Below are 16966 nucleotides of genomic sequence, written 5' to 3' on the forward strand. Positions count from 1 at the left end.
TGTTTTGTATGCTCTTCTTATCGCTTCTCTTTTTTTATCCTATAAACCTTAAAAGAACATGCGTGCGTTTATAGGATACTTTTACTATAAGCATTTGATGCATTAAAAACACAATGCCTTAAACTCGACACTTAGCTAAACTCACTCATCATTAAGTAGCTTGTACGTATTTAACTACAAATAGCTTGTATACTCCTCTATCTGCATCTCTCTCTTTAATGTGTGTGCTTGATTAACTCGCACTAAACAATTAAATAATTACACTTTATTTTGTAAATAATTGAGCATTGACCAATTATTATTGTTGACAATATACTTGTTTTTGTTAAATGCACAGTTGATTAAATGTTCTTCTTCCCAAGATAAAGATGAAATGACAGCCAGTTGCTGCAATCTACATTTATTTTGGTAAACTACGCCGCCTTAAAGGTAATACCATCGCCGATAATGCACTGAGCAACTCCCCGGCATGAGGATAGATCTGTGAAAAAAAACTGGATATCAGCGACACTGCTTGCCTGTAGTTTATGGACCACTGGTGTGTATGCTGATGAAATCACACCTTGGCAACAGACATTACAGCAAGCACAAGGACAGACTGTCTACATTAATACTCAAGAAGGGAATACAGAACTCAATAATTATCTTAAGTGGGCGGCACTTCACGTTAAACAACGCTTTAATATTACTCTTATCCATACTCAAACGCCGAATAATACTGAGATTGTTAGCCGCATTATGGCTGATAAAATTGCAGGTAAAAAGCAGCTTGGTGTCAGTGATATTGTCTGGTTGCAAGGGCGCTATTTTAATACATTACGCAGTGCTGACTTATTGCAAGGCCCATTTGTTGAAGATTTACCACAATGGCAACATGTTGACCAAAGCCTACCAGTAAAAATTGATGCAACACTTCCAACTCAGGGGTATGAAGCTCCGTGGGGATTAAGCCAACTGGTTTTTATCTATAATACCGCAACACTAAAAACACCTCCGCAAGGTTTTAAAGATCTTCTTACTTATGCGATACAGCACCCAGGAAAGATTACCTACCCCATTCCTACCGAAATTCACGGTATAAACTTCCTAAAAGCCGCATTATTGCAATTAGCGCCTACGCCTGATGTGCTATACCGTGATGTTAAGGAGAGTGATTTTAAATTCCAAACTGCCCCATTGTGGCAATATCTTGATACTCTTCATGAATATGCTTGGAAAAAAGGGCAAACTTTTCCTCGCAATCAGACCGAGATGCTTGCATTGCTCAATGCAGGTGAAATTGATATGGCTTTGAGTTTCAACCCTAATGAGGTGCAGCACGCGATAGCACAAAATCGTTTACCAGAAACAGCCAAAGCCTATGCTTTTGGGCAAGGTGCAATTACCCGTGCCCACTTTTTGGCTATTCCATTTAATGCACCTTCACCTGATGGCGCAAAAGTTGTTATCAACTTTTTGTTATCCCCTGAAGCGCAAGCTTATAAAGAAGACCCCGCAGTTTGGGGTGATCCCACTATTTTGAACTTACCTGCTCTTAGTGAAGCAGAAAAAGCAAAATTCACTGCGCATAGCGAACTTTATCGGGTACTACCAGAACCTCACCCTTCATGGGCAAATGCACTCGAAACGGAATGGCTACGCCGCTATGGTACAGCGTCAACATCTGCTCCCGCAGCTGATGCGGTAGTGTCAACAGTAGAGAGCCATTCACGATTAAGTGTGCCGGTATCCCCCAAGTAATGCAGTAACCAGTGCATAGCTGGTGAGTGATCTTGTGAACGCCACGCTACACAGCATCGGCTGTCTGGTGTTGGCGTTTCTACTTGCATATCAATTAAACGACCAGCCAATACAAGTGGTTTTGCAATATGTGCTGGTATCATTCCTACACATAACCCTGCACACAAACAATCTGTTGCTGCATACCAGTCAGGTACAACCAAACGGCGCTGATTATCCAACAGCCATGTTGTTCGCTTGGGCAATAACCGTGAAGTATCTTCAAGACAAACAGAAGGATAGCGACTCAGTATTTGATCACTAAGTGGCTGAACCTCTTGTGCGACTGGATGATCAGGGCTAACCACAAAACGCCATGACATACTCCCCATATCACGGTAGTCAAAACTCCCGCCAACTGGTATCGCACTGGTTGCACCGATACCCACATCTGCACGACCATCGACCAGCGCATCCCACACACCGTTAAACACCTCCATACTAATGAGCAGCTCCATATCGGGAAATGCACGGTAAAAGTCTGCCACCAGATGCCGAACACGATCTGGGCGCACAATATTATCTAGCGCAATCGATAGCTGCCCACGCCACCCATTAGCCACCAGTTGACAACGGTGACGGATATCGCTCATCCGTTTCAGCGTTTCACGCGCTTCATTAACAAACGTTTGCCCTGCCGGGGTGAGCACCACATCGCGATGTCTTCTTTCAAAAAGCGTAACAGCAAGCCAAGACTCTAGCTGCCTAACCGTATAACTAATGGCCGATGGTACGCGATGAAGCTCTTGCCCTGCGGCACTAAAACTTCCGGTTCTTGCTACAGATTCAACCACTTGCAGTGTATATTCTGACCACATCATTCTGATATCAATATAATTGAAAGCAATAGACAAATATTAACGTTTTACAGGGAAAACGTCACTCAGTAGACTGCGCGCAATATCATACTTACCGTATAAAGCTTACTGCATAAACTCACAGGCAGATGCCTTATACGCATAACAATAAAAACACAGGATAGCCACATGAAATCCTCCCTCGGTTTTACCGTATACCTTGCTGGGCTTAGTATGCTTGGCTTTTTGGCCACTGATATGTATTTGCCCGCATTTGAATCTATGCAGGTCTCTCTGGGCAGCAATGCCAGTGCTATCGGTGCAACATTAAGTATCTTCCTTGCCGGTTTTGCGATAGCGCAACTGGTCTGGGGGCCGCTCTCTGATCGCCTTGGCCGTCGTCCTATTCTGCTGGCGGGGATCTTACTGTTTACTATCGCCAGTTTCGGCTGTGTGTTTGTCACCAGTACGACACAATTACTGGTACTGCGCTTTATTCAGGCGGTTGGGGTTTGTGCTGCCGCAGTAAGCTGGCAGGCATTGGTTGTTGACCGCTTTGAGGGAAATGAAGCCAATAGAATGTTTGCAACCATTATGCCGCTGGTCGCACTCTCCCCTGCACTTGCACCATTGATGGGCGTTTGGTTACTTGAACACTTCAGCTGGCGGGCAATTTTTGTCGCGTTGGGTGTGATTGGTATTCTGCTACTGCTGTGCACGTTGCGTTTGCAAGCGCGCGGCGCGCAACCTGCTACACAAAAATCGGTCAGCTACATAACCATTTTGCAATCAACCATCTTTTCAGGTAATGCGCTGATTTTTGCTGCCTGCTCTGCTGCGTTCTTTGCATGGCTAACCGGTTCACCGTTTATCTTAGGTGAGCTAGGCTACAGCCCGCGTGATATCGGTTTGAGTTATATCCCCCAAACCATTGCTTTCTTAGCAGGCGGTTATGGTTGCCGCACGTTGCTGACCCGCACCACTGGTAAAAAAATGCTGCCATGGTTGCTTGGGCTATTCATTCTGAGTGTAGGAATGTTGTATATCATCCCACTGACAAAGTATGTCTCTTTGCTGTTGTTGATGATTCCTTTTTGTTTATTGGCTGTTGCTAATGGGGCTATCTACCCAATAGTGGTGGCGAATGCATTAGCACCATGGAAAGCGCATACTGGCCGTGCTGCGGCATTGCAAAATGCTATTCAATTGGGATTAAGTTTTCTAGCCAGTATGTTGGTATCGTGGCAAGCACAAGATGCGCTGATTGCCACCACCCAAACTATGCTGTTAATGGCAATGTTGGTGTTAGTCGGCTATTTTTTACAAGGGATGCGAACAGAAAACGCTGCAACAAAACCAAAACAAGCTTCATCACAATAATTGTTTATCTGGTTAAATAAATTACCTCAGTGAAACTTCAACTTCTGGCCAGAAGTTATGCATGTGCCGGGCAATGACCCGGCCCTCTTTTATCAAGCAAAGTAAACGTTGCAATAAAAACTCATAGCCAGGCGAGTCATGAATACAGGCAGAAGCTTTAGCGACTACCATTAAGGCTTTACTCCACCGCTTCGAATATTGTCCTGCATATTCAGTGTGCGATATCTCTAAAATATCTCCAGTATGAGTATCTAACTCAGCGATAGACTCTCGTGATATACCTTCTGGCTGGGCAATAGCATCAAGCAGCAGCGGATCATATAAATTTTCCGGTACACTAACGATTTTACCCTTATCTTGATAGCGTAAACTTCCGCGATCATCTACTAACTGTTGCCAAAGTTCTGTTGCCTGCCGATAAGCAGAGTACGGGAAATATGTTGCGTGCTGCTCATTTTGTCGTAAGTGCGCCCTATCTTGCTCACCACGTAAATAGTGCACAGAACGCACCTGCTGACGGTGTTGATACTCCGTTTCAATATTTCGTAAAACTTGGCTTTGCATGAGTACATCTTGCAGGCTTTCTGATAACCACAGTTGTATCGTATTCCCTTGAACAAGCCAATCAGATAATAAAGCGAGCGGTTTTTGCATCGAAAGTAATGCGTGTGTGAGCTCATGAGCTGAAAATGGAAATGTTGGGCTACCACTCATTAGGGTTTGCCAATACGCTTTGCGTTCAATGGTTAAATCGCCATGGCAAAGGGTATCATCAAAGACCACCACTTTTTCGTGTATACGCCCTGCCCGCCGCAACATCTCTCGTAGCGTAGCCGCACAAACGCTGTCGGAAATTATGTGGATCAGTGCAAGAGCCATGGTGTACCCCTTTAATCTTGATGGGCATTGATATGCTGGACAAAGTGCATATTAGATCTTCAGAATAATAGGGTTATGACCATAAAAACCGAGAGATCGGTTAAAAAAAAGGCCGCCATTGGCAGCCTTTAATACTAACTTGTTATAGAGCTCACACTTATTGATACTGGCCCGCTCTTAATGCGGCAATTCGTTTATCCAGTGAAGGGTGGCTCATAAACAACTCACTGAAACTTTTTTTACCACTGTTGATACCAAATGCCATCATAGATCCTTCCATTTGTGGCTCGTGGCTGGTTTTTAAACGCTCAAGTGCAGCGACCATTTTATCACGGCCCACCAGCTTGGCAGAGCCCGCATCGGCGTGAAATTCACGGTAACGTGAGAACCACATAGCAATAATGCTGGCTAGAATACCAAACACCAGTTCCAGCACCATGCTAATACCAAAGTAGATCAGCGGGTTTCCGTTACTGCTCTCTTCACCATCATCATTATTGGAAAGAAAACCGGATGCCACTTGCGCAATAATACGTGAAATAAAGATCACAAAGGTGTTCAATACACCCTGAATCAGGGTCATCGTGACCATATCACCATTTGCAACATGGCTGATTTCATGGGCCAGTACAGCTTCGGCTTCATCACGAGTCATGCTCTCTAGCAACCCACTACTGACTGCCACCAGCGAATTATTACGGCTTGGGCCAGTTGCAAATGCATTGATATCCATTGAGTGATAAACAGCCACTTGCGGCATTGCAATGCCTGACTGTTGTGCTTGCTGACGCACGGTTTCCATCAACCAACGTTCAACTTCATTGCGTGGTTGCTCGATAACCTCTGCCCCTACTGAACGCAAAGCCATCCATTTAGACATCATCAGTGAGATCAGCGAACCACCAAACCCAAACAGGCCAGCCATAATAGCTAATCCAGCCACACTGCTCGATTGAATACCTGTCAGGCTCAGTACTAAACTGAAAACCATCATCACCGCAAGGTTAGTTAAAAGGAACAATGCAATACGCATCATAAGCGTTACGTCCTTAGAGTCGAATCATGAGTAGAATTACAGGCATCATAGAGCCTGAATGTCATCTTTCAAGCATTTTAGACATATTCTTTTTCATTTTAACGATCTTCATCAATATTTTAATTTAAAATAAGTGACAAGGATCAACTCTAGAGACAATGAAATACGATATAGCATTTCATGTTCTAAATTTTACCGTCTAAGCACGCTTAAAAAAGCACAGATACCCTATCTGCATCAATACACTTATTCGAAAAATAAGCTTAAACATAAAGATGAAAGCAGTCATCTATACTGTATAGGGCAACAAGGGTAACTAATGATTACGACTATAGTCTTACTTGCGAAAATGCGATCTATAACTGATAGTAAGTGTATACAAGGAAGCTCTGATATTGCATACACGCCACTCAGGTAAGGAGACCCCATGGCCGACAAAGAAAACTACTTGGTTGCGATTGATATTTTACGTTGTCATTTAGGAAAAAGTTATGAAGAGGCGTGTGAAGTTTTAGGATTAGAAAAAAGTGCACACGGTTCACATACGAGCAACAGTGATTCGGCTTGCGTATTAGCCGCTGAATAATTACATACCTATCAACACTGTCATTAAGTTATATGTGAAAAAAGGCACTTTTTAGTGCCTTTTTATGCGTTTATTTTTGTTGACCCTAACTAGGTATTGTTAGTGGAACATTTATCCAACGTATTGATAAAAGCTAAGAAAATATAATAAGAATAATTTATGTTACTCACTAAACAGCGGAGTTAAATTCATATATTTTTCTAGTTGCTGCGTTTCTGGGCGAGAGATATATGGAATTTCACCTAGTTGTGGTGCGGGTATGCGCGCACGCAGGGTTTGAATTAATTCAGCATAGTGTGTCAGGCACGGATTAACGCGGTTTGCTACCCAGCCAACCAGTTCAACACCATCATTGGCGATAGACTCCGCCGTAAGAATGGCATGATTCAGACAACCGAGTTTAATGCCTACCACTAGGATCACGGGCATTTTTTCACCCACAACCCATTCAGAGAGGCTTTGTGTATCTGTCACCGGTACCCGCCAACCGCCACACCCTTCAACCAGAACCAGTTCAGCTTGTGATTCTAGTGTTGTGACACCTTTTGAAAGATGCGTAAAATCAATATCAATTCCGTCAAGCTTGGCAGCCAAATGCGGAGAGATAGGCTCACGCAGTGCTATCGGGTTCACTTGCTCATAAGGTACGGCAACAGACGCTGAACTTTGTAAAACCAATGCATCACTGTTGCGCAGCCCCTCTTTGGTTTCTGTACAACCCGATGCAATGGGCTTATAGCCAACAATCGAGTGCCCCATACTGGCAGCAGCCTGCATAAAGGCACGGCTAACCACAGTCTTACCCACTTCGGTATCGGTGCCCGTAACAAAAAAACGCTTACTCATTGACTATTACTCCACAACACACGTCATAGCTGGCTGGTAGCATCGCTTGCTGTTGAAATTTTTCGCGATAGTGCCGCTCCAGTTCAGCCAATTGTCGCCTTCCCCCCAGACCCGATCTCCGTTCACGGTGGACATGGTTTGCGCCGATCGCTTTAAGATCACGCATTAAGGCAACAACACTGGGGTACATCACTTTTTTCGTGCTGAAGTTTAGGTGATGGTGCGAAATTCCTGCTTGCGCCAGCGCAATATTTATTTGATTAATCGAAAGAAATGCATTCACATGCGCATCTAGATCAATATTCGGGTCAACCGCATGCCAGCTCGCTCTTAATTCAGACAGGGTATTTTCCAATAAAGTAGCAAACAGAATTTTCCCCCCAGGACGAGTAATCCGGGTTAACTCACGAAACACCTGTGGCAAATTTCTGCTCCACTGGATAGCCAGACTGGTAAAACAGGTATCCACCGAGTTATCAGGTAACGGAATAGATTCCATATCTGCACACACATAGCATTCAGCGCTTTGCTGTGCGGCGGCAACGGCCAGCATGCCTTCGGCAATATCGAGTGCAATCACGCTGTGCCCGCGTTGCTGCCATTGACGGCTGAAATATCCAGTGCCGCACCCTATATCCAACAAAATACCGGCAGGAATATCGGCTAACTGCATCAAGTCGTGCCCGATTTCACGCTGCAGTGCCGCGGCACTGTCATAACTGGCCGCCGCTTTACTAAAACGGGCCGCAATTTGTGTATTATGGGAAGCAAAATGATTATACATCCGCGGCCTCAGTAGCAGTTTTGGTATGCAGTGCTGCTATTTGTCGTGCTTCTGTGTGCAGTGTGGTTAGCAGATGTGAAATATCAGCGGGTGTATGTGCGGCAGTCAGTGTGATCCGCAAACGAGCACTACCGGGGGCGACCGTAGGTGGGCGAATGGCCGGTGCCCATATCCCACGCTGGTGCAAGCGGCTGGCCAGAGTCACTGCTGTGTGGTTATCCCCCAAAATAAGAGGCTGTATAGGTGTATCAGAGGCCTGCAGTGTAAAGGGAATATCACGACAGCCCTGCTGAAACTGACTAATCAGTTGGCGTAAATGAGCACGCTGCTCATCGGCCTGCTGTACACAACGGAGCGCCGCTTGCAGTGCGCAGGCCTGTGCCGGAGGCATTGCCGTGCTATAAATCAGATGGCGGGAGAACTGCAACAGATATTCAGCTACCGCCTGTGAGCACAACACCGCGGCCCCCCCAACGCCCCATGCTTTGCCAAAGGTGACAACCAAGATATCGGGTTTGATGCCAGCTTGTGCACAACTTCCCCGCCCTTGTGGGCCATGAATACCAATACCGTGCGCATCATCGACCAGCAACCACGCAGAATGCTGACTTGCGTGACGTTGTAACGCCGCCAGTGGAGCAAGATCGCCATCCATACTGAATACACCTTCAGTGATAATCAGGGTATTTCCTGCCGATGATGAACGGATGGCCTGTTTTTCTAGCACACGAGAGAGCGCAGACAGATCATTATGCGCAAAGCGCCGTAAGGTGGCCGGAGAGAGCATTGCCGCTTCAATCAACGAGGCATGGCTGAGTTTATCGGCAACAATGTTGTCGCCCTCGCCACACAGCGCCTGCACCACTGCCTGATTTGCGCTAAACCCGCTGATAAACAGCAAGGCGCGATCATATCCCAGCCAGTCTGCCAACTGCGCTTCAAACTCAGCATGTGCTTGGGTGTGTCCTGAAACGTGGCCAGATGCCCCACTTCCCGCACCGTATTGATGTAATCCCGCTTGCCATGCAGCCACGATCTGCGGATTTTTAGCCAACCCCAGATAGTCATTCGCGGCAAAATTTAAATAGGCAGATGATTCAGGTTGATGCGAGCCCGTAATCTGTTCTATTATCTTCACCGTGCGATCGCTGCCGTGCTGATTGATCACGCGTCGGCGCAACAACCCTTGTGCTTCACGAGCTGCCAGTGCACTACTTATTTTATGCTGCCAGCTCATCCGCGCTGTACCTGTGTTTGATGCTGCACCTGAGTTTGATATTGTGCCTTCTGAACCGTTGCATCATAAAACAGGCTATTGCTGGTCTGCGGTTCGGCCTGCATAACCTGCTCCGCCAATTGGTCTGACAGTGCATTATCTCCCTGCTCAGTTACCGATGCTGCCGCGTTAATCCCCAAGCGTGAGAACAACCGTACATCACTATCCTCTTCTGGATTGGGTGTTGTCAGCAATTTACAGCCATAAAACACCGAATTTGCACCCGCCATAAAACACAATGCTTGCATCTGATCATTCATCTTTTCACGCCCTGCCGACAGCCGCACAAAAGAGCGTGGCAGCATAATCCGCGCAACCGCGATGGTACGAATGAAAGTGAAAGCATCTAAATCTTCAGCATCGGCCAGCGGTGTACCGGCCACTTTCACCAGCATATTAATCGGAACACTTTCAGGATGTGCGGGCAAATTAGCCAACTGAACCAGCAATCCGGCACGATCTTGCGCACTTTCACCCATGCCCACAATACCGCCGGAACACACCTTCATACCCGCAGAGCGAACATGCGCTAACGTATTCAAGCGATCATCATAAGTACGTGTGGTAATGATCTGCTGATAGAACTCAGGCGAGGTGTCCAGATTATGGTTGTAGTAGTCAAGCCCCGCATCGGCCAGTGTTTCAGCTTGATCACTTGTCAACATTCCGAGTGTCATACAGGTTTCCAACCCAAGCTGTTTAACGCCTTCGACCATTTTGACCAAATACGGCATATCACGCGCTTTCGGATTTTTCCACGCTGCCCCCATACAAAAACGGCTCGAACCGGCCAGTTTTGCTTTACGTGCTGATTCAAGCACGCTCTCCACTTCCAGCAAACGCTCGGCTTCAACGCCCGTTTGGTAGCGTGCACTTTGGGGGCAATACTTACAATCCTCTGGGCAAGCGCCTGTTTTTATGGATAAAAGCGTACTTACCTGCACATGATTCGGATCAAAATACTGCCTATGCACCTGCTGGGCGCGATACAGCAGATCCATAAATGGCAGCTCAAACAACGCACGGCTCTGCTCTACTGTCCAATCATGACGAACGGTGTTATCGCCTGCTAATGTCTGCTGTGCTATCGGTTGCACTCTAGGCTGTTCCATACCTTGCTCCATGCTATTGCCGGATAAATAATCGTGAAAAAATTTTGGCTAGTGTAATTCTCACAGGTACACTGTCAATAACATGAATTAATAATGGTTTACATAAGGTTATTTTATCGCCATGACTTCTATTGCCGATCTTGAGTTTGATCAGCGCCATATCTGGCATCCTTACACCTCGATGAGCAACCCGCTACCCTGCTATCCAGTCAGCTCTGCACACGGAACTCGTATTTATTTAGAGGATGGAACAGCACTGATTGACGGAATGTCATCATGGTGGGCGGCGGTACACGGCTACAACCATCCGGCACTCAATGCCGCATTACAGGCTCAGATCCCTAAGATGTCTCATATCATGTTTGGCGGGATAACCCATCAGCCTGCAATAACACTGTGCCGTACGCTGGTGGATATCACGCCAACCGAATTTGAGTGTGTATTTTTATCTGATTCAGGTTCTGTTGCGGTGGAAGTCGCCATGAAAATGGCACTGCAATACTGGCAGGCACGGGCAGAGCCTCGTGCGGAATTTTTGACGATTAAGCACGGTTATCACGGTGATACTTTTGGCGCGATGTCAGTCTGTGATCCTGAAAATGCTATGCACGGCTTGTATCAGGGGTTTTTACCACAACACCGCTTTGCTGATGCACCACAATGTGGATTTAATGATCCGTGGGATGAGCGCGATATCGCCTCTTTTGCCCAACAGATAGAACAGCATCACCAAACGCTTGCGGCGGTGATCCTCGAACCTATCGTACAAGGCGCGGGAGGCATGCGAATTTACCACCCGAACTATTTACAAAAAGTGCGGGCACTGTGTGATCAGTATGGTGTATTGCTGATTGCCGATGAAATTGCCACCGGATTTGGCCGTACCGGAAAGTTGTTTGCCTGCGAACACGCGGGTATCACGCCCGATATTTTGTGTCTGGGCAAAGCACTAACAGGCGGATATCTGACACTGGCGGCAACCATTACCACTCGCCATGTCGCCGATACCGTCTGTAATGGTGAAGCAGGCTGCTTTATGCACGGCCCAACGTTTATGGCTAATCCACTGGCATGCAGTGTTGCTAACGCGAGTTTGGCGCTACTGGCTACAGGGGAATGGAAAACACAGGTGGCTGACATTGAAGCGCAGCTAAAAGCCGAACTGCTGCCTCTGGCCGCATTGCCCCATGTTGCCGCTACGCGGGTATTGGGCGCTATTGGGGTTGTCGAGATGAAAGAGCCGGTATCAACGGCGCAATTACAGGCTCAATTTGTGCAGGCCGGTGTTTGGATACGCCCGTTTGGAAAGCTGATTTACATTATGCCGCCGTATATCGCCACTCAAGATGATATACGGCAATTAGTGCAGGCGATTTTCCACGTGATATCAGATAAATCATCTCAGATAACACCGCTTGGTGAAGCGGTTTCAGCCGAGTAACACTTAAATACGCTAATAAATCACTTTCGGATAAATAGCTAATACTAAACGGTCAGATACGTTGTACTGGTTATATAATCTCAAAGCGACATAATCTCAGATCAATACACACCGCTTTACAGCGTAAAGCGGTGGATAATCTGATTCGCACTGCCGCGCCAGACCAATGCCGGATCAGCTTCAGCCTGAATAAATTTCCCATCCACCAGCGCATCAATATAGGGCAATACCGCTTGTTGCGTGGGCGTTAGCTCGGCACGTGTGTACCCACTCCACAACCAAATATCTTTATCTGGGCACTCGCGTTTCACCCGCTGAACCAATGCAAGCACTGCCGAAACATTGGCAGGATGCAGCGGATCGCCGCCGGAAAGGGATAATCCGCGCCGCTTAATGCGGGTATCTAACAGATCAGCAATGATCTGATCTTCCATCGCCTGCGTAAACAGGTGTCCAGAATCAAGCCGCCATGTAGACTGGTTATAACAGCCCCGACACTGGTGCTCACAACCCGATACAAACAGTGTACAACGAGTTCCCGGCCCGTTAATCACATCGACCGGATAGTATTGATGATAGTTCACCGCAGTATTCCCACTTCAAGCATTGACTGGTGTACAGCAAAAAAGAGTCTGTGCAATAAAAAAGTGACGCCGTCACACAAACTATCGTGTTTTCATCACAGGCATCACTCAAATCAGATCTTATTTAGCCCAACGTTACAGGTGTTTCACCCGACGTTTTACCTCTTCTTGCTTACCATAGTTAAACGGACGCGCATCAGGGCTGCCCAGATAACCGCAAACACGACGAGTCACTGATACTTTAGTTGGCTCATGATTACCACAACGTGGGCAGGTAAAACCTTTACTGGTGCACTCAAACTCACCGGTAAAACCGCACTCATAGCACTCATCTATCGGGGTATTTGTACCGTAATACGGCACACGGCTATAGCTGTAATCCCACACATTTTCCAGCGCTTCAATATTATGCTGCATGTTCGGGTATTCGCCATAACAGATAAAACCACCGTTCGCGATAGCCGGATAAGGCATCTCAAAATCGAGCTTATCGTATGGATTTACTGCTTTTTCAACATCAAGGTGGAAACTGTTGGTGTAGTAACCTTTATCGGTAACGCCCGCAACAATACCGAACTCTTGTGTGTCTATTTTGCAAAAACGGCTGCACAGGTTCTCACTCGGTGTACTGTACAGGCTAAAGCCATAGCCGCTCTCTTCTTTCCATGCATCAGTGGCATCACGCAGGCACTGCACAATGGCAATGGCTTTTTCACGCAGCTCGGCAGAGTCGTATACATGTGTTTGTGTACCGTATAGAGCATTCACGGTTTCATGCAGACCAATATAGCCAAGAGAAATAGACGCTCGACCATGCTTAAAGATCTCCGCCACGCTATCATCGGCATTCAAGCGCACACCACATGCCCCTTCCATATACAGAATTGGCGCAACACGGGCTTTTACATCCTGCAAACGCGCAATACGAGTATCCAGCGCCTCTTTAGCCAGCGCTAAACGGGTATTCAGTAAGCGGAAGAATGCCTGTTCATCACCCTTTGCTTCCAACGCGATACGCGGCAGATTCAGGCTGACAACACCAATATTGTTACGACCATCATGGATCAGCTCACCCTCTTCCTCATACGTACCAAGGAAACTGCGGCAACCCATCGGGGTTTTGAATGAACCGGTCACCTCTACCACTTTGTCGTAGTTCAGAATATCCGGATACATACGCTTGGTGGCACACTCTAGCGCAAGCTGCTTAATATCGTAGCTCGGGTCACTCGGCTTATGGTTCAAACCATCTTTAATCGCAAAGACCAGTTTTGGGAAAACGGCGGTTTTACACTTTTTCCCCAAACCAGCAATGCGGTTTTTCAGTATAGATTGCTGGATCAGGCGTGATTCCCATGAAACCCCCAGCCCAAAGCCAAAGGTGACAAACGGGGTTTGCCCATTTGCCGTGTGCAAGGTGTTCACTTCATACTCAAGTGATTGGAATGCGTCGTAACACTCTTTCTCGGTGCGAGCATGCGCAAAAGCCACTGGGTCAGCAATATCCCACTCCAGCGCAACTGCATGGTGCTTTTTGTAGCTGGCCGTAACATAAGGCGCAAGGATCTCATCAATCCGGTTGATGGTCGTGCCACCATAAATATGGCTCGCCACCTGCGCAATAATCTGCGCGGTCACTGCTGTTGCCGTTGAAATTGACTTTGGCGTGTCAATTTCAGCATTCCCCATCTTAAAGCCGTGTGTCAGCATCCCTTCAAGATCAATCAGCATGCAGTTGAACATCGGGAAGAATGGCGCGTAATCGAGATCATGGTAGTGCAGTTCACCGCGCTCATGCGCTTGTGCCACATCACGCGGTAACAAATGCTGCAAAGCATAGTGTTTGGCCACAATACCGGCCAGCAAATCACGCTGAGTTGGGATCACTTTACTGTCTTTATTCGCATTTTCATTGAGCAAAGCGGCATTGCTCTGCTCAATTAACCCACGAATTTCACTGTTCAAACGGCTGGTTTTTTCACGCGCAACATCACGATCGTGGCGATACTCAATGTAGGCTCTTGCAACCGCTTTATGCGGCCCAGACATCAGTTGGTTTTCTACTGCATTTTGAATAGTATGAATGGCCACTTCCTGCGCGCCATTAAGGGAAGATTCGACAGCCTCTGCCACGGCTTCAGCATAGGTCGGGTTCATCTCTTCAACCGTTCGAGCCGCACTAATGACTGCGTTTTTAATCATTTCTGCATCGAACGCTACACGACACCCGTCACGCTTAATTACCACCGGCTTCACTGAACTTCCTCCACTTGTTACCAACTCGCCATACTTTATGCAAAACACTAAATATTGATGAGATGATAAAGCTATCTACTAGATGTGGTGTATTAGGCGAGATTACGCGGTTTGACACATTGATCTGGATCAACTCTTTTTCGTGAGCGACTCTTTCCCATGCAATATTATTTAGCTTCCTCGGCTACCTCACATCGCCCCTTATCAGATTCTATTTCGCTTGTTAACTGCTTTTTTTAAGCAATTTTCACTGCTAAATTGCACAAAAAACAACCCTGTATTATTACGCATAAATAGGATTGTATCGTTCACAATATGCACCAGCGATCTTTCTGCTCTTTGATGGTTGTTTAGACATAAAAAAAACCTGCCTTTTTGAAATAATCCTTTTTAAGTTGGCTACCCAACGCTTAAAAATGACTTCAAAAGACAGGTTATAGTGATTATCGTCAATTACATATTATATTTTATGGTCAATCTGATAATCGATTTTATCGTTTTACTTTGCCGAATCTTGATGCTCTTCGTGATGCTTTTTCTCACGTTTTTCAGCTCGGCGCTCTTGTTGAGTTTTCTGTGGCTTTTTCTTTAAATCGTGGCTCATATTAACTCTCCAGAAGATCAGTGAAACTGTCTCTATTTACCGCCTGTTGGACTAAAATAGCAAGTTATAGCCTGCGCTAATACCGTGCTACAGCGTAACGTTAACTTGCCTCTTTCTGGAAATATAGCACTTGTATCTTTTCGTAATTGTCTATTTATCTACTATTTTGTTGTTTTGTGGCTGTCATAACATGCCAATAAATAGGCATAAACACCGCCAATGGCGGCACCAAAGAGGTGGCTTTCAAAACTCACGCGTAATGACACAGGGAAGAGGCCAAAAAACATCACGCCATAAACCAGCAAAACTGCACACGCAATCAACAGTGATTTAACGCTACGTAGTACCCAAGCATAGACCAATAAATAGGCCCATAGCCCGTAAACAACCCCACTTAACCCGATATGATAAGCTTGGCGTGCAAACAACCACACTAAAATACCACCACCCAGCCACACTAACGTTAATAAACCATAGTAACGAACCGAGCCATAACCTAATACCAACCAAGACAACAGCGTAAAGGGCAATAAATTACTCAATAAATGCGCCCAAGACCCATGAATAAGCGGTGCAAATAGCAATGAAGGCAGTACATTTGTACTGCCAGGTAATAAACCAAACTGCAAAAAATACCCGCGACTCACGATATTCATGAGCCAAAATGCCACACATAATGCATCAATAATCAAAATGACCCATACCGCCTGTGGCAAACACTTCACCATACTTTTACGTTGCTTATTGCTTATCACTTGTCATTACATCTCCATGTCAACCAAAACTTAAACGAAACTGACACCAACGCGCTATTTTTACAAAAAAGAGTCGCAGTTTGTGCTCTACATCGGTAAATCATTTTCTTACTCGGTGAGTTTCAAGCCAGACTCCACCCTATGCATTAAGCCCTTTACTTTTAACTCTCAACCACCCTGCTTATGGAGTTAAACACAATATGGAAATACTTAATCATCAACTTTTTTTGCTGATAAATGCCAGTATGCCCCCTTCTCCAACACTCTCTGTTGTTTCCCATTTCATTGCCACATGGCTCATTGATCTGATTCTCTTTGCCCTTGGTTTAGCTCTGTTTTTGGGATCACCCAATAGTAGAAAAGCCATTATCACCGCATTTGGATGTGGGCTATTAGGCTATCTCTTATGCTCAATTATTGGCCACACATTCCCACATCCACGGCCTTTTATGCTGCCTATTGGAAATACCTTTCTTTATCATGCGGCTAATGCCTCATTTCCTAGTGGGCATGCTACATTGGTTTTTAGCCTTGGTTGCTCGTTATATATGTCGCGCTATCGTACTGCAGGTCTCTTGATTTTACTTTGTGGAACAGGCATTGGCTGGGCAAGAGTCTTTCTCGGAGTCCACTTTCCATTTGATATTCTCGGTGCTTTCCCTGTTAGCTTGCTTGCTGCATGGATCACTCACACATTAGGAAGAGTATTCAAAAGCAAATAATGGCTTTATGGGATAAAAAACCAAGCTCTGTATCCCACAAATTCCTTTTACTTATACAATCAAAAGAGCAAGATAATTGATAGAACGGACATAAAAACGCCGTGTTATAAGATAAAAACGTATAGCGGC

Annotated in this window: 15 protein-coding genes; 5 read left to right on the forward strand and 10 right to left on the reverse strand. The window is 45.9% G+C overall.

Annotated elements, in window-relative coordinates:
• Positions 1-483: 483 nt before the first annotated feature.
• Entirely contained in the window at positions 484-1740 is a 1257-nt protein-coding gene (locus ACRC53_RS04625) for an ABC transporter substrate-binding protein (protein ID WP_438642376.1), read from the forward strand.
• Here ACRC53_RS04625 and punR read toward each other — a convergent pair.
• A complete protein-coding gene (punR, locus tag ACRC53_RS04630; RefSeq protein ID WP_438642495.1) occupies positions 1644-2597 on the reverse strand; it encodes a DNA-binding transcriptional activator PunR in 954 nt (317 codons plus the stop codon). The two genes, ACRC53_RS04625 and punR, sit on opposite strands and share 97 nt — an antisense overlap.
• A 168-nt stretch (positions 2598-2765) precedes the next feature.
• Here punR and punC point away from each other — a divergent pair, with 168 nt between their 5' ends.
• On the forward strand, positions 2766-3956 hold the full coding sequence (gene punC / locus ACRC53_RS04635; protein ID WP_438642377.1) for a purine nucleoside transporter PunC: 1191 nt from the start codon (positions 2766-2768) through the stop codon (positions 3954-3956).
• A gap of 21 nt (positions 3957-3977) precedes the next feature.
• On the opposite strand, the gene ACRC53_RS04640 is transcribed toward punC, so the two are convergent.
• Both ACRC53_RS04640 and htpX read right to left on the reverse strand, forming a co-directional pair.
• The gene (locus ACRC53_RS04640; RefSeq protein ID WP_438642378.1) at positions 3978-4835 is read right to left on the reverse strand and encodes a DUF3658 domain-containing protein; all 858 of its coding nucleotides are present in this window, start codon (positions 4833-4835) and stop codon (positions 3978-3980) included.
• A 157-nt stretch (positions 4836-4992) separates the two neighbouring features.
• Positions 4993-5871 (reverse strand): protease HtpX, encoded by an 879-nt coding sequence (gene htpX, locus ACRC53_RS04645; protein WP_438642379.1) that lies wholly within the window; start codon positions 5869-5871, stop codon positions 4993-4995.
• Between the two features lie 427 nt (positions 5872-6298).
• On the opposite strand from htpX, the gene ACRC53_RS04650 reads away from it, so the two are divergent.
• Entirely contained in the window at positions 6299-6457 is a 159-nt protein-coding gene (locus tag ACRC53_RS04650) for a hypothetical protein (protein ID WP_438642380.1), read from the forward strand.
• A 162-nt stretch (positions 6458-6619) separates the two neighbouring features.
• Here ACRC53_RS04650 and bioD read toward each other — a convergent pair whose 3' ends face one another.
• From bioD to bioB, 4 genes are read right to left on the reverse strand one after another with little or no spacing between them, the layout of a single operon-like run.
• Entirely contained in the window at positions 6620-7303 is a 684-nt protein-coding gene (gene bioD / locus ACRC53_RS04655) for a dethiobiotin synthase (protein WP_438642381.1), read from the reverse strand.
• Positions 7296-8087, reverse strand: coding sequence for a malonyl-ACP O-methyltransferase BioC (bioC, locus tag ACRC53_RS04660; protein ID WP_438631239.1), 792 nt, complete (start codon positions 8085-8087; stop codon positions 7296-7298). Before bioC ends, bioD begins: the two co-directional genes overlap by 8 nt.
• The gene (gene bioF / locus ACRC53_RS04665; protein WP_438642382.1) at positions 8080-9324 is read right to left on the reverse strand and encodes an 8-amino-7-oxononanoate synthase; all 1245 of its coding nucleotides are present in this window, start codon (positions 9322-9324) and stop codon (positions 8080-8082) included. The genes bioC and bioF overlap by 8 nt, the downstream gene beginning before the upstream one ends.
• Positions 9321-10364 (reverse strand): biotin synthase BioB, encoded by a 1044-nt coding sequence (bioB, locus tag ACRC53_RS04670; RefSeq protein WP_438642496.1) that lies wholly within the window; start codon positions 10362-10364, stop codon positions 9321-9323. Before bioB ends, bioF begins: the two co-directional genes overlap by 4 nt.
• A 232-nt stretch (positions 10365-10596) precedes the next feature.
• On the opposite strand from bioB, the gene bioA reads away from it, so the two are divergent.
• Complete coding sequence (bioA, locus tag ACRC53_RS04675; protein WP_438642383.1) at positions 10597-11916, forward strand: adenosylmethionine--8-amino-7-oxononanoate transaminase; 1320 nt, start codon at positions 10597-10599, stop codon at positions 11914-11916.
• A 116-nt stretch (positions 11917-12032) separates the two neighbouring features.
• Here the strand turns inward: bioA and nrdG are convergent, their stop codons facing one another.
• The 3 genes from nrdG to ACRC53_RS04690 all read right to left on the reverse strand — a co-directional run bounded on the left by nrdG (position 12033) and on the right by ACRC53_RS04690 (position 16088).
• Positions 12033-12500 carry an anaerobic ribonucleoside-triphosphate reductase-activating protein gene (nrdG, locus tag ACRC53_RS04680; RefSeq protein ID WP_438624136.1) on the reverse strand — a complete coding sequence of 156 codons (468 nt, stop codon included), beginning with the start codon at positions 12498-12500 and terminating at the stop codon, positions 12033-12035.
• Positions 12501-12635: 135 nt separating this feature from the next.
• A complete protein-coding gene (gene nrdD / locus ACRC53_RS04685) occupies positions 12636-14756 on the reverse strand; it encodes an anaerobic ribonucleoside-triphosphate reductase (RefSeq protein ID WP_438642384.1) in 2121 nt (706 codons plus the stop codon).
• A 765-nt stretch (positions 14757-15521) separates the two neighbouring features.
• Positions 15522-16088 carry a rhomboid family intramembrane serine protease gene (locus tag ACRC53_RS04690; RefSeq protein ID WP_438642385.1) on the reverse strand — a complete coding sequence of 189 codons (567 nt, stop codon included), beginning with the start codon at positions 16086-16088 and terminating at the stop codon, positions 15522-15524.
• 227 nt (positions 16089-16315) lie between these two features.
• Here ACRC53_RS04690 and ACRC53_RS04695 point away from each other — a divergent pair, with 227 nt between their 5' ends.
• Entirely contained in the window at positions 16316-16837 is a 522-nt protein-coding gene (locus tag ACRC53_RS04695) for an undecaprenyl-diphosphatase (protein WP_438642386.1), read from the forward strand.
• Positions 16838-16966 lie beyond the last annotated feature (129 nt).

This window comes from Plesiomonas sp. (genome assembly GCF_051652165.1).
In the GTDB taxonomy this organism is placed as follows: Bacteria; Pseudomonadota; Gammaproteobacteria; order Enterobacterales; family CAMTGL01; genus Plesiomonas.